Source organism: Jeotgalibaca sp. PTS2502 (assembly GCF_001975685.1).
Taxonomy (GTDB): Bacteria; Bacillota; Bacilli; order Lactobacillales; family Aerococcaceae; genus Jeotgalibaca; species Jeotgalibaca arthritidis.
Window position 1 is genome coordinate 1461202 of the sequence record NZ_CP019433.1, and the last position, 14358, is coordinate 1475559.

11 protein-coding genes and 1 CRISPR repeat array are annotated in these 14358 nt (G+C 36.8%); of the genes, 5 read left to right on the top strand and 6 right to left on the bottom strand.

Features of this window, described 5'->3' with window-relative positions; genetic code table 11:
- Positions 1-11: 11 nt before the first annotated feature.
- The 5 genes from BW721_RS07145 to BW721_RS11810 all read right to left on the bottom strand — a co-directional run bounded on the left by BW721_RS07145 (position 12) and on the right by BW721_RS11810 (position 3676).
- The gene (locus BW721_RS07145) at positions 12-377 is read right to left on the bottom strand and encodes a YccF domain-containing protein (RefSeq protein ID WP_076767459.1); all 366 of its coding nucleotides are present in this window, start codon (positions 375-377) and stop codon (positions 12-14) included.
- Between the two features lie 333 nt (positions 378-710).
- Positions 711-2711 carry a transketolase gene (tkt, locus tag BW721_RS07150; protein WP_076767461.1) on the bottom strand — a complete coding sequence of 667 codons (2001 nt, stop codon included), beginning with the start codon at positions 2709-2711 and terminating at the stop codon, positions 711-713.
- Positions 2712-2853: 142 nt separating this feature from the next.
- Positions 2854-3012: a hypothetical protein gene (locus BW721_RS11635; protein ID WP_198031329.1), complete on the bottom strand. Its 159-nt coding sequence runs from the start codon at positions 3010-3012 to the stop codon at positions 2854-2856.
- Between the two features lie 16 nt (positions 3013-3028).
- Positions 3029-3502 carry a Gfo/Idh/MocA family protein gene (locus BW721_RS11640; protein ID WP_198031330.1) on the bottom strand — a complete coding sequence of 158 codons (474 nt, stop codon included), beginning with the start codon at positions 3500-3502 and terminating at the stop codon, positions 3029-3031.
- A gap of 36 nt (positions 3503-3538) precedes the next feature.
- A complete protein-coding gene (locus BW721_RS11810; protein WP_156892210.1) occupies positions 3539-3676 on the bottom strand; it encodes a hypothetical protein in 138 nt (45 codons plus the stop codon).
- A gap of 190 nt (positions 3677-3866) precedes the next feature.
- Between BW721_RS11810 and cas9 the strand changes: the two genes are divergently transcribed.
- The 5 genes from cas9 (at position 3867) to BW721_RS07180 (ending at position 11599) form a co-directional block, all read left to right on the top strand.
- Entirely contained in the window at positions 3867-7106 is a 3240-nt protein-coding gene (gene cas9 / locus BW721_RS07160) for a type II CRISPR RNA-guided endonuclease Cas9 (RefSeq protein ID WP_076767463.1), read from the top strand.
- Positions 7107-7271: 165 nt separating this feature from the next.
- Positions 7272-8171, top strand: a complete 900-nt coding sequence (gene cas1, locus BW721_RS07165; RefSeq protein WP_076767464.1) for a type II CRISPR-associated endonuclease Cas1 — start codon at positions 7272-7274, stop codon at positions 8169-8171.
- Between the two features lie 34 nt (positions 8172-8205).
- Positions 8206-8484, top strand: coding sequence for a CRISPR-associated endonuclease Cas2 (cas2, locus tag BW721_RS07170; protein ID WP_232222902.1), 279 nt, complete (start codon positions 8206-8208; stop codon positions 8482-8484).
- The gene (locus BW721_RS07175; protein ID WP_076767466.1) at positions 8481-9443 is read left to right on the top strand and encodes a hypothetical protein; all 963 of its coding nucleotides are present in this window, start codon (positions 8481-8483) and stop codon (positions 9441-9443) included. Before cas2 ends, BW721_RS07175 begins: the two co-directional genes overlap by 4 nt.
- 10 nt (positions 9444-9453) lie before the next feature.
- A CRISPR array of direct repeats spans positions 9454-11207; the repeat unit is 36 nt; unit sequence ATTTTGGTACCCTCACATCTTTTGGTATAAGGAAAC.
- A gap of 92 nt (positions 11208-11299) precedes the next feature.
- Entirely contained in the window at positions 11300-11599 is a 300-nt protein-coding gene (locus BW721_RS07180; protein WP_232222903.1) for a type II toxin-antitoxin system RelB/DinJ family antitoxin, read from the top strand.
- Between the two features lie 222 nt (positions 11600-11821).
- On the opposite strand, the gene pglZ is transcribed toward BW721_RS07180, so the two are convergent.
- Positions 11822-14341: a BREX-1 system phosphatase PglZ type A gene (gene pglZ / locus BW721_RS07185; RefSeq protein ID WP_076767468.1), complete on the bottom strand. Its 2520-nt coding sequence runs from the start codon at positions 14339-14341 to the stop codon at positions 11822-11824.
- Between the last annotated feature and the right edge of the window lie 17 nt (positions 14342-14358).

Sequence of the window (14358 nt, forward strand, 5' to 3'; positions counted from 1 at the left end):
AAGCTAATGTTTTATATACGGTAAATGCGAGCCCCGAAAGGCATCAATGCTAATTTGGCATGTTTAAAATGTTGTAAACCAAATGGAATCCCCACGATAGTCAAACAAAAAATAGCTCCTAAAATCACTTCTTCAGCCGCCATCACGAAACCACCTAGGAAAATCCAGATGATATTAATGAAGACAGATGAGCCATTATCACTAAAGGCAATATCCTTACCAAACGGCGCTGCCGCCATCCTTGCGAACTTAAAGCATTGTAAGCCTATTGGTATACCGACAATTGAGAGGCACCAAAACGCTCCAATAACTAACCACGAAATGGCACTAATAAATCCACCAAAGACAAACCAAACCACATTTCCTAAAAAGGTCATATTCGTCACCTCACTCCTATTTAAGTCTATTATAAAACCCTTTCGCCGGAGTGACATCCGTCTAAATACTGATCTCTTTGCTTTTTATTGAAGGATTATCAATGGTCAAATACGATAATCTGCCGGCGCAACCGACTTCAGTCACTTTTTAGCCGCTGAAGTTGGCCGAAAGTGGCTTTTGGCCGACTTCAGAGTGATTTTTTGAGCTGAAGTTGGTTTTTTTTACTACTTTAACCAACTTCAGCTTAATTTCTGTTACCGAAGTTGGTTTTGGAGGCAAAAAAACATCCTTAAGCTGAATCGATAGCTTAAGGATAGCTTCTTTTGTATTGATTATTTAAATTTAGCTAGGTAAGTATTAACAACTTGATCAGCTGTGAAGCCTAGTTTTGAAACGACAGTGTTACCTGCACCACTTGCTCCCCAACGGTCAATACCGTAAGCAATTCCGTCAAGTCCTACATAACGTTCCCATCCTAATGTTGCACCCATTTCTAACGACATACGGTTGCGGACATTGTTTGGTAAAACAGATGCTTTATAAGCGTCATCTTGTTGTTCGAATAGGAATGCACTTGGCATTGATACAACAGATACGTCAACACCTTCATCCAATAATGCTGCTTGAACATTGATAGCTAGGCTGACTTCTGAACCAGTTGCAATTAAGATACCATCTGGTGTTTCACCTTGTTGAGGTGAAAGTACGTAAGCACCTTTACGAACGCCTTCACGCGCCATTTCTTTTGTTCCCTCAAGAACTGGTAAGTTTTGACGAGTTAAGACAAGTAATGTTGGTGTGTCATGTGTTTCAACTGCTACTACCCAAGCTGCACTCACTTCGTTACCATCAGCTGGACGAATTAAGTTCATATTTGGCATACCGCGGAAGCTTGAAATTTGTTCAACAGGTTCATGAGTTGGTCCATCTTCCCCAACTGCTACTGAGTCATGTGTCATCACGTAAGTTGCGCCTAATTGCGATAGGGCAGCTAAACGCATTGCAGGACGTAAGTAGTCAGTAAAGACAAAGAATGTACCTGCATAAGTTTTTGAACCGCCATGTAGTAGAATACCGTTCATCATCGCACCCATTGCGAACTCACGAACACCGTACCAAATGTTACGGCCAGCATAATTTTCAGCGCTGTAGTCTGTATCTGCTTGGTTCATTGTGTTGTTTGAGCTTGATAAGTCGGCAGATCCACCCCAGAAGTAAGGAATTGCTTCGCCTAGCACTTGGATTGCTTCACTACTTGTTACACGAGTTGCTTTATCAGCTGATCCTACTTCGTAAACAGGTAGTTTATCTTCCCAGCCTTCAGGTAGGCGACCAGCAAAGGCATCTTCGAATTGTTTAGCCAATTCAGGGTACTCTGCTTTGTATCCTTCAAATAAGTTATTCCAAGCTTCTTCAGCAGCTTGGCCGTTTGCAGCAATTGTTTCATTGAAACGTGCTTGAACGTCTTCAGGTACATGGAAGGCTTCAAAGTCCCATTTGTAGTTATTTTTCGCAAAAGCAACACCTTCGTCACCTAGTGGCGCGCCATGTACTTTATGCGTTCCTTCGTTTGAAGCACCGAACCCAATAACTGTTTTAATTTCAATCAATGTTGGTTTAGCTGTTTCAGCTTGAGCTTCTTCAATTGCTTTCGCAATTTCTTCAAGGTCGTTACCATCTTTAACAAGAATATGTTGCCAGCCGTATGCTTCAAAACGTTGTTTCACGTCTTCAGTAAAGGCTTTTGATGTTGGGCCATCTAATGAAATATCATTTGAGTCATAAAGACCAATTAATTTCCCTAATTTCAAGTGACCAGCTAAACTTGCTGCTTCATGAGAAATACCTTCCATCAAGTCGCCATCGCCACATAGAAAATAAGTAAAGTGGTCAACGATTGGGAAATTATCTTTGTTGTAAGTTGCTGCTAAATGAGCTTCAGCCATCGCCATACCAGCGGCATTCGCAATCCCTTGGCCTAATGGACCAGTTGTTGCTTCAACGCCGTCTGTGTAATGAACTTCTGGATGCCCTGGTGTTTTACTTTCGAATTGGCGGAAGTTTTTCAAATCATCCAAACTTACATCATAACCAGATAAATGCAATAAACTATATAAAAGTGCTGAACCATGTCCTGCTGATAGAACGAAACGATCGCGATCTACCCAAGAACTATTTTTAGGGTTTACCTTCAAGAATTTAGTCCATAGAGAGTATGCCATTGGAGCCGCTCCCATTGGTAACCCTGGATGTCCAGAATTTGCTTTCTGAACCGCGTCAATACTTAGTGTACGGACTGTGTTAACTGCTAATGCATCAATATGATCAAACATTGTTTTCCCCCTTGATACCCATTTGTTTATTATTCTAGCTTAAATAAGAATAAAATGAAACTCATTACGCATTATTTATTAAATTTTCACATAGACGGTGAGAATCAAGTGTGCTATCTAGCGAAACCGGATTCAATTTCGTCTAAAGTGATGTAATAAATTCACGAATCACACTATCAAAGCCTCTCTTAACAAGTGTGTTTTCCCAATCGCCAAAACGAATCACTTGCTCGCCAGCCGGTGTTTTAATATGACGTTCATTCAAGTCAACGACTCGCTGAATACCCGCTAAACTTTGCACTTCCAAAACTTCTTGATTAGCGCCAGCTTCGTAATTCATAGCAACGAGACAAGTCGTTTCTTTTGTTTGAATCGTTAAAACAATCCGCTTTAACTGCCCCTCTTTTTTCAATAATGGTTGAGTGTGTGGACTCAATCGGATCATCTAGCAAAAAGAGCCCCGCATCCAAAATATGGATAAACAAATCATAAATGGCAAAGCGAACATCCTCAAAATTTTGCACCCGGTCTTTTTGAATGAGAATCATTTTCTTATCTGGAATAGCTTTTAAAGCTTGAACATGCGGCGCAAAACGACGGTTAAAGCCACAAGTCAGGATAAGATTTTTCTCCTTAGCAAGAGCAACCAAAGCCTCTGTTTCTGCAATCTGATCACTAATTGGCTTGTCCACATAAACATGAATGCTAGCCTCCAGCAACTGTTTAATGGTGTCAAAATGAACCGCTGTTGGCGCATGAACAAAAGCCGCATCAATTCCTGCGTCAATCAAACTGCCCACGGATGGATGAAGATGTGAAAACTGCTGTTATTTACCGACCGTAGCCAATTTATCTTGATTACGCGTAAACAAATGCCACTCTACCTGGTCATGCATGGTTGCCATAACAGGCAAATATGCCTTTTGCGCAATGTTACCGATGCCGATAACGCCGACTTTTAACATAGAATCTCCCCCTTTTGTGGTGTTGATACGATTATTATGGGGGTTTTTATAAAAAATCGTTAGCGATCTCAATCTTTTTTCTAAATTGTGAACATGTAGAGTCAGTTATAAAGATAATTTTATTTTTATAATAAATATTCGAATAAAGAATGATATTATATTTGTAACACATTGTATAGGAGGGGCTTTTATGTCAAGGTTGGTTTTAGGTTTAGATATCGGTATCTCAAGCGTTGGTTGGGGTGTTATCGATATTGATGAGGGTGAAATTAAAGGGGCCGGTGTACGATTATTTGAAGAGGCAACCCGCAATGCTAATGAGGAGCGTCGCTCATTTCGTGGTGCACGACGCTTAAAAAGACGCCGTAAACATCGTCTAGAGCGTTTAAAAGATTTACTTTCTGAACACGGGTTACCCATCGATCAAATTGGAGCAATTGATCCCTATCTTGCGAGACGAGATGCTCTCTATCAAGAAGTGAGCGCTGATGAACTTGCCTCTGCACTCTACCATCTAGCAAAAAGACGCGGTACTACGCTCGATATCGCTGAAGATGAGAGTAGCGAAGGAAAAAGTGAACTTTCTACAAAAAAACAGCTTAGTCAAAATGCTGAGCTGCTTAAAGAAAAATATGTCGTTGAATTGCAACTCGAACGATTAGATACCCCTGACGGAGTTCGTAATCATCGAAATCGTTTCAAAACCAGTGACTACATCAAAGAAGCAAAAGCCATTCTAACGAAACAACAAGAATTCCATTCTATTATCACAGATGAGTTTATTGCTGATTATATTGCCTTAGTCGAAAGTAGAAGAATGTATTACGATGGACCAGGTTCAAAGAAATCACCAACTCCTTACGGCCAATATTGGATTGGTGAAGACGGCTTATTAAAATACGAAACAATGATTAATAAAATGCGGGGTCGTTGTACCTATCTTCCAGACGAGCTTCGCATCGCGAAGATGTCTTATACCGCTGACTTGTTTAATCTACTAAATGATTTAAATAACTTACAGTATCCAAATCCAGAAACAGGCGAAATGGACCGACTCACCTTAGAAGATAAGGACTATTTGATTGAAACCTTCATTAAAAAAGGGAAAAACCTCACTTTAAAAATCATTGCGAAACGCCTCAAAGTCGATAATGAAGAAGAAATTTTAGGTTCACGTGTGGACATGAAAACAGGGAAGCCTATTTTCACAGAATTTAAAGGCTATAAAAAATTAATGAATTTATTAAAAGAAGTAACACTTCCTGAAGATTTCTTCAATAATAAAGATGTTTTAGATGAGATTGCAGAAATATTAACAGCCGAAAAAAGCTTATCTCGTCGTGAAGAACAGCTAATTGATCTTTTTCATACTACATACGGTGATGAACTAGCAAACGTTACAGCAGCATTACTTAACGATACTAGTTTTAAAGAGTACCACTCTCTTTCTAAAAAGGCCATTGAAAAAGTCTTGCCTGAATTATGGGAAACAAATAAAAATCAGATGCAGCTTTTCACTGAGAAAGGCTATGGTAAGAGTCGTTTAGAACAACTCCAAAGCGGCACTAAAATACAGTTTGATGATGAAGCTATTCTGAGTGTCGTTGCCAAACGCGCACACCGCGAAGCGATTAAAGTAACCAATGCTGTCAGAGAACAATTTGGTGAGCTAGACTACATTGTTGTGGAAATGGCGCGTGAGAAGAATAGCGATGAGCAAAAGAAACGCTATAGTGATGCTCAAAAGCAACAAGGAAAGTTTGAAAAGAAAATATGTGACTTATTAGGTGTTGAATCGTTTAGAGAACTCCATTTAGATGGTAAAAAACATTTAGGGCTAAAACTATGGGATGCACAGGATGGAAAATGTTTGTACTCAGGAAAAACCATTTCTCTTTCTGATGTCGTTTATGATTTCCATAAATTTGAAATTGATCATATCATTCCCCTGTCCTACTCTTTTGATGATAGCCAACAAAATAAAGTGTTAGTTTATCGAGATGAAAACCAAAACAAAGGACAATTAACCCCTTTCCAATATTTTAATAGTGGAAAAGCTAGTCGAAGTTTCGAAGAGTACAGAGCAGACTGTCTGAATTTATTCAAATCACGTCGCCTAGGTGGAAAAAAACTAGAATACTTACTAGAAATGAGAGATGTCCAGCATGATGAGGAGGTTCAAAAAGATTTCATCAATCGTAATCTTGTCGATACACAGTACGCTATGCGCAGTTTTTCTCAATCATTACGCACGTTCTATATGAACCACGATATTTCTACTAGAGTCCTCTCCATTCGTGGTAGTTTTACAGCAGCCTTGAGAAGACGAACAAAATTAAATAAAGATCGTGATGAAGGCTATGCACATCACGCTATTGATGCGCTTATTGTCGCTGCAATTGGAAAGATGCCGCTCTTCGAGCAAATGAAGCACATCAGTTTTAATAGCGAAGGCATTGCCGTTGATACAGATACTGGAGAGATTTTAGAACAAGGTGAATTATTCGAAAATAAATCCTTGCGCTTTATTAGTAACCTTCGCAATTATGAAAGTCAAATCAAGTATTCACATAAAGTAGACCGTAAACCAAACCGTACTATGACAAACCAAACGCTCTACTCAACGAGAGAAAAAGAAGGCGAAAAGTATGTCGTTGGTAAAGTGAAAAATATCTATGAGTTAGATAAAAAAGGCTACGAAGGACTTAAAAAGAAAATTGATAAAGATGAGACCCAATTTTTGATGGCTCAGCATGATCCTACGACCTGGGCACTGATTAAAAAAGTAATGGAAGAACATAAACATGCTGATAATCCATTCCAAGATTTCTATGCTGAACATGGTTATATTAAGAAGGATGGAAAAGTTCCTGTTAAGGGCTTGAAATACCTCGATAATAAGCTGGGAATTCATGTGCCTATCACGCATAAATTCGCAGATGCTAAAAATGATGTTGTTTTACTAAAACGTAAAAGTATTCGTGTTGATATTTATATGAATAAAAAAGGAAAATATAAATACCTAGGTATTCCTTATAATTGGTTTAGACCATCTGGTAATAAATTAATTCTTAATATGTCGGAGTATAACAGCGAACACGGTAAAAATGCCCCATATAAACAAATCGACGATAATTACACATTCCAATTTAGTTTATACAAAAATGACGTCATCAAATATGATAAGTTGGAAACGGTGGTTGATCCTTTGACTGGAGATAAGAAGAAAGAACTGGTTAGTTATGAGAAAATTTTCAGAGGGGATAATGACCCTAAAGCTAATAAAATTGAAGTCAAAGATATTAGTTTCAACGATTCAGATCAACAAAAAATAAGTATAGGTACATTGATAAACTTAAAAAAATATACTACTGACTCACTTGGTAATTATTTTTTAATTACTAATGAGGTTTTAAAAAAATCTTTATAAAAACTATTTACAAATTTTAAAACAAATAGTATAATAAGGTTGTCTTCAACAGAAGACACCTTATACCAAAGGGTCGTGAGGACCTACCAAAAAAAGGCTTTATGCCGAAACCGCCCCATTTATGGGGCTTTTTTTATACCTAAAACAAATAAAAGAGGTGAGATTTTGAGCTGGAGAGTCGTTTATATCGAAAAAGCAGACCAACTAAAACTCTATCTAGATAATTTAAAAGTTGTACGTGAAGACACTGAAGTCCTTATTCCCTTATCTGATATCCATACCATTATCGTTGATAATCAGATGACTGTAGTCACTGCTCGTTTACTAAACAAGTTGGCTAGTTATCATATTCTTCTAGTCTTTTGCGATGAACAACATTTACCTAATATCTACGCCCTTACACCACACAGTCATCATCAAGCTTCTAGAGTTCTTCAAAAACAAGTCTCTTGGACAGATGAAACTAAAGGCAATATTTGGCAAAAAATCATTCAAATAAAAATTCAGAATCAAATATCTGTTTTATCTCACTTAAGAAGAGATGCAGAAATTGAAACACTTCAAACCTTATCAGAAAATGTGACCTTTTCCGATGAAACCAACCGTGAAGGACACGCGGCAAAACTCTATTTCAAATCATTGTTTGGTGCCAATTTCATTAGAGAACGCGGCTCTTTTGATGGTATCAATTCCGGTTTAAATTACGGGTACATCGTCTTACGTTCAGCAGTCGCACGAACAATCGTTGCCTATGGACTCCATCCTTCTATAGGTGTGGGTCATTACAATCAATACAATGCCTTCAACTTAGCTGACGACTTAATTGAGCCATTTAGACCGATTATTGATTTATGGGTCAATATTTTGTGCCATGAAGATGACTATTTATCTATTAAAACCAAGCAAAAAATCGTTCACTTAATCAGTACAAATAAAATAACCATTGGTAATCAAAATCAAACAATATTAAATGCGATAGAAATATTTATTCAAAGCTTCATTAGGGCTATGAATGAAAATAACCCCGATCTATTGGTATACCCAGCCAATGGCATCTCCCTATAGACTAATGAGACTCATCTTATTTTTTGATTTACCAATGAATACAAAAAGTGAACGAAGAAATTATTCTCGATTTAGAAAATATCTCATAAAAAATGGCTTTACCATGGTGCAATTCTCAGTTTATTCAAAAATATTTCCAAATCGTTCAGCATTGGATGGCTATATGATTGGCTTAAGAAATAATTTACCTAGGAGAGGCTCCATACGAGCAATGGCTGTTACCGAAAAACAATACTCTAACATGTTCCTACTAGTAGGCGACAAAACGATTACTGAACAAGTCATAACTGAAGACCCTATGGTGATACTATGAAAGAATGGCATATCGTTAGCAAAAATAACAGACAATCCATATTAGTTGATCAACTTAGCTTTTTTAAACAGCATAATGCCGAATGGCAATTTCTAATTGATGATCTATCTACGTTTTTTAGTAAGAGTGCAGCATTAAACTCCCTTAAAATTGCTGAGAATAATCAGCCTATTAATAAACATGACTTTCTATTTTTTCATTTAACTCTAGATGATGTCGATTCAGATAATCATTTATATGTGAAAGAACATAAGAAACAATTCTTTAATCAATTGGAATTTTCACCCTTCTATCATAACCTTGTTGATGCTTGGGCAGAGTTAATAGAGGAAGTAGAGTTTTTAAACGATGCTAAAGAATCAATGTATTTAAAAATGAAGTTGGCGGATTTTAAATCTTCTCTAGTATACGATTCATTACAGTTAGATATGACAAAAGTATCTTCGTTAAACAAAGTTGATAGAGCACTATTTAAAATTGAAATGATTGCTAAATTTCATTTGCAAAAGCAACTATTAATAGCTGTTCATATACCTAACTACTATTTTTCTGAGCGGGAATACAATCTGTTTACTAAAAGATTGACTCTCTCAAATTCAGGAGTGAAGTATTTTATTTTTTCTGAACATTGTAAGGAAGAACAGAGAAATCTAATCAGTCACGGGAAAATATATAATAGACTTCAAGCTTTAGAAACTGAACATACGCTTAGCAGGATTATACCTATAAATTGGAATCACGCTTTTTTTGAAAAAGCAGTCAACTTGTATGTTTTTCTTGTGGATAACTTTCAAGATAAAACACCTTTTTTGTCACTTCCATCTGTGGATAACTTAGAATCATTTATATATGTTTATTCTATTTTTATCCTTTCTAAAACACCTGTAATCGTTGACACCACTGGCATTCCATCGTCAATTCAAAAATACTTTGATAATTTATTGATGGGTAAGGTATAATGAAAATGGCATTTTGGTACCCTCACATCTTTTGGTATAAGGAAACAGCTGAGCGTGCTAATTCTGCTCCTCTCTGTATTTTGGTACCCTCACATCTTTTGGTATAAGGAAACACCGTTACGGTAACATTTTAGAAATACTAGATTTTGGTACCCTCACATCTTTTGGTATAAGGAAACCAGCTGTCGGAGCTATGTTTAATAGGTCTGATTTTGGTACCCTCACATCTTTTGGTATAAGGAAACCCAATCTCATTACAAGACTGACGTTAGATGATTTTGGTACCCTCACATCTTTTGGTATAAGGAAACTGGATCCGGGCAAATTAAATGGCAGTACTAATTTTGGTACCCTCACATCTTTTGGTATAAGGAAACCACTATCTCGAAAGATAATAAAGACAAACAATTTTGGTACCCTCACATCTTTTGGTATAAGGAAACTCTAAACTCAGTATACCGAATAAGAAGATTATTTTGGTACCCTCACATCTTTTGGTATAAGGAAACCTTGTAAAAGAGTAGATACCGCTGCACATAATTTTGGTACCCTCACATCTTTTGGTATAAGGAAACGCTAAAAGGTTGCTAAATACAAATCGTTCAATTTTGGTACCCTCACATCTTTTGGTATAAGGAAACGTGTAATCGACTTCCCCGTGTTCATCTTCAATTTTGGTACCCTCACATCTTTTGGTATAAGGAAACTACTCATATACTTTCTCAGCACGTGATTGAATTTTGGTACCCTCACATCTTTTGGTATAAGGAAACCGGCTAATGATTGGTTGAAACCAGCTAACGATTTTGGTACCCTCACATCTTTTGGTATAAGGAAACCGTTAACCGTTGTGTTATCGGCTTTTAACGATTTTGGTACCCTCACATCTTTTGGTATAAGGAAACTTATAAAACCTATTCTAATTGACTACACAAATTTTGGTACCCTCACATCTTTTGGTATAAGGAAACGAAGACTATGGCGGATATGTTTCTTTCGTTATTTTGGTACCCTCACATCTTTTGGTATAAGGAAACAATAACGGTAAATCTTATCTCGAAAACAATATTTTGGTACCCTCACATCTTTTGGTATAAGGAAACCGTCTGATCCCTTGCAAGATAATCATTACAATTTTGGTACCCTCACATCTTTTGGTATAAGGAAACAGCTTCTCAACCATTTCTGTCATATCATACATTTTGGTACCCTCACATCTTTTGGTATAAGGAAACGCAAGGCTGGGATACACGCAAAACAAGTGGATTTTGGTACCCTCACATCTTTTGGTATAAGGAAACTTTTAAGATGGACAATATATCTGAGGTTGGATTTTGGTACCCTCACATCTTTTGGTATAAGGAAACTCAGCCAGCTCCTCTGCATTGCCTGAATTAATTTTGGTACCCTCACATCTTTTGGTATAAGGAAACAATTTGTAGCACGTGGCACTGACCATAGTGATTTTGGTACCCTCACATCTTTTGGTATAAGGAAACCTTTAAATCAAACTGCTGTTCATATTCTCGATTTTGGTACCCTCACATCTTTTGGTATAAGGAAACAGCCTTATCAATCTCTTTCATCTCGCCTGTATTTTGGTACCCTCACATCTTTTGGTATAAGGAAACTAGAGTTAGAAAAATTAGGGTTGCACTATAATTTTGGTACCCTCACATCTTTTGGTATAAGGAAACTGAAAGACTTGAAAAAACTAAACAATCGTCAATTTTGGTACCCTCACATCTTTTGGTATAAGGAAACTATCTGTTTTCCTATTTCTACTTTCGTACTATTTTGTTACCCTATGTAAAAATTGAAAAAAAACTCATTTTATATTATAATATGAGTACTAAATGAGCGAGGTGATTATTATGACTGCTACAAAAAAGAGGATTCAAGTGCAAGTAGATGAAAAACTTGCAAAAGATACAGAAGTCATCTTAGATCAACTTGGATTAACGCCGACAACTGTGATTACAATGATGTATAAAAGAATTGTCGCAAATGGCGGTATCCCTTTTGATATTTCCTTAACGGATGGAGAAAAAGCTACGCTTGAGTTAACGAACACCATCGAAGGCCTGCCAATCACTAAACTAGAAACTACTGAAGAGATAGAAGATTGGTTTAGCGATGAAACATTGGACTGTTAATCAAAGTGAAATCGTTAGTCTCCATGTTTCTTATGTGAATTCGAACGGTTATGATGATTAAAAAAATTGCTACAAATAAAATCTTGACAATCGGACATCTCTCAGTTTATGACATTCAGGAATTAAATAAATTTATCCAGCAATACAAGAAAAACGATAAAACGTGAAAAAGCCATCTTCGAGCCAGCTAGCATTACTACTGGTTCTAAAGATGGCTTTTTATTAAACAATGTCTATTTCAAATTTTTCGCGTTGAATGTCTCTTTTATCATCCATATTTTTCATTACGAGGTAGCAACTCTCAAAATCATCGAAATCTCTATTTAAGATGACAAACTTTCTTTCATAAATACGGTTTTCGTTTTGTCGCTCGGTGCTTGAAGCCAGTAGAGAGACTTCGTTGGAAATAGGCACACCGTTATTATCCTCAAAGTAAATCGATAATCGTTTTTCTTTTTGATCTGTCGTGACTGCTTCTGTCTGCAGGAAGCTCAACCATACCGTATCATTGGTGATTAACCGATTTTGATTGAGTAATGTAACGGATACTTGTTGAGTGCCTTTAACAGATCGTAAGGTTTTTAATTCTAGTAAAGGAACCATTGTTTCTTGAGGTAAATACCCACCATGAACATATTGATAGCCTCCGCCCGAAAAAGTAAAGCGGTTTGTGGAACGAGGAAGTGTTAGATATTTTAACTCACCAAGGTTTTCTAGTGTAACAGATACCCCTTCAAGTTTATCCGTCTTTTCTGTATTGATCACAAAACGTTTATTTCTTATTGATCCAAGTGACTCCTGCGCCATCTTTACTTTTTGATAAGGCTCAACCTGACTCCTTTGATAAAAGAAGCCATGATCAGCTGTTACAAATAGTTGAGATGCACTGACTTCGGTAGCTAATCGTGTCAGTAATCTTTGTAACTCTTGCATGCTATCTTCGACAGCTTGGAAAACGCGATGTTCTGTTTTTTTCTGATCACCAATAGCATCAATGTGATTGTGATAAATATAGATGAGCCGTTTACCACTAAAGGTTGCTCGCAACTCATCACGATTTTTTTGCATAAGCGTTTCATATTGAATGGCTATACTCTTATCGGGGTGATAGTTATTTAAAATCTGATTTCTGTGATCTGTAGAAACAGATTTCATAGCATCGACAGATACTTCACCATTTTTTTGAATCGTTAACGTCTGGTGAGGCAACAACGCTGCCATCCCTAGCGCTGTATACGACGGTAACAAAGTTTGCAATCCTTCTAACTGACCGTTAAATCTGCCGCTTGCAGTCAATCTATCAAACAATTCTTGACCGGCTTCAAACCGCAATCCGTCAGAAATAATGACAAATACTTTTTTATCCTGCGCAACTAAGGGAGAAATCATTCTTTCATAAAATTGATGCTGTTGTCTCTGCGCTTTATAAGGCTCATTCTCCATCTGTTTATCCCAAATAGAGGCATAGGAAGCCACAAATTTATTTAAGTAACGTTTTTCAACCCATTGCTGCAACTGCTGAACATAATCTGGTATTTCCTCAAGCTGATCGTAGTAAAAATAAAACTTACGGTATGCTTGGTCAATTTGCCAAAGGTCTTTTTCATAGGCTTGCCATAATTCTTCTGATTGAGCTGATACTGATTGATCGTACTGATCTACAAACTGGGTGAGCCTAATTGCCCATTTTAACAAATGATAGTGGTTTCGATACTCTGGATACCAGAATGTATTACGACGTTTTTGAACAAGACTTTCGTAAAAAGCCAAATCAGGATTCTCTTTGCTTAAAGCTTCAGCCATCGATTGAATGATGTAGTCATCAAACCATTTAAACGTCTCTGCTCTCGCTAAGTCTTTAAGTGGGTAATGATTAAATAATTTTGGAATTTCCAATACTCTTTCCAATCTTTCAGACGTTTCAGAAAAGCTAGTATGTTTATCTCGTTGATTCATCCATTGATTAATAAAAACTAAAGCACGATTAGTTTCTTCTAGCGGTTTTTTATGCAGTTCATTGGCCAGATTATCCCCTAATTCATCAGCTAAATGAGTGATAAATAGTTGTTGCAGTAAATCACTTAGGTTCGGCTGATTATTTTGATAGCTAAACAGTTTTTTAACGAGATACCAAAACTGACTCTCATTACTAAATTTTTGAATATTTTCCCAGATAGGCTGTTTTTCTAGATTCGTTTCTTCAAACAGCCTAATAAATACGTCAATCCAATCGGGTTGATTGACTTTCGCGAGGGTCGAATAAATACTCATTTCAAAGTCATTCGCATCTTTTATGAGACCTTTTGAAAAGATACGCGAAAAACGCGCTTTCCTGTCCTTTGCATTGAAGAATGGTTGATAGAGTTCAACGAGTTTTGAGAACTCTTTAGATGTCACTGAAATTCCTAATTCTGATGATAGTTGGCTTTTCCCATCCATTTTCAATTCCTGGCTATATAGCAAAACATCTAATAATGGATTTTCCTCTTCATGCGGTTTTTCATTTGGAAAATACAAAAACAAATGATCGTCTACGAGTTCTTTTTCAATCAAATAATTCGTATAAATATAATTATGATCATGAACTTCAAGTAATTTAAATAGCTCTGTTTCTTTTGAGAGTTGGAATAACTCCTCTTTATACGATGATTCTTTGTCGTACAAATAAAGGATTTTCCTTTTTTCTCCTCTTTGAAGAGAGGATTGAAAATACTGCTCAATATCTTTCTTTAACTGACTCAATGTCCTCTCTCCCCATT

Bases quoted from the DNA above. Each gene is read 5' to 3' on its own strand.
- BW721_RS07145 (WP_076767459.1), bottom strand. From the start codon at position 377: ATGACCTTTTTAGGAAATGTGGTTTGGTTTGTCTTTGGTGGATTTATT.
- tkt (WP_076767461.1), bottom strand. From the start codon at position 2,711: ATGTTTGATCATATTGATGCATTAGCAGTTAACACAGTCCGTACACTA.
- BW721_RS11810 (WP_156892210.1), bottom strand. From the start codon at position 3,676: ATGTTAAAAGTCGGCGTTATCGGCATCGGTAACATTGCGCAAAAGGCA.
- cas9 (WP_076767463.1), top strand. From the start codon at position 3,867: ATGTCAAGGTTGGTTTTAGGTTTAGATATCGGTATCTCAAGCGTTGGT.
- cas2 (WP_232222902.1), top strand. From the start codon at position 8,206: ATGAATACAAAAAGTGAACGAAGAAATTATTCTCGATTTAGAAAATAT.
- BW721_RS07175 (WP_076767466.1), top strand. From the start codon at position 8,481: ATGAAAGAATGGCATATCGTTAGCAAAAATAACAGACAATCCATATTA.
- BW721_RS07180 (WP_232222903.1), top strand. From the start codon at position 11,300: ATGAGCGAGGTGATTATTATGACTGCTACAAAAAAGAGGATTCAAGTG.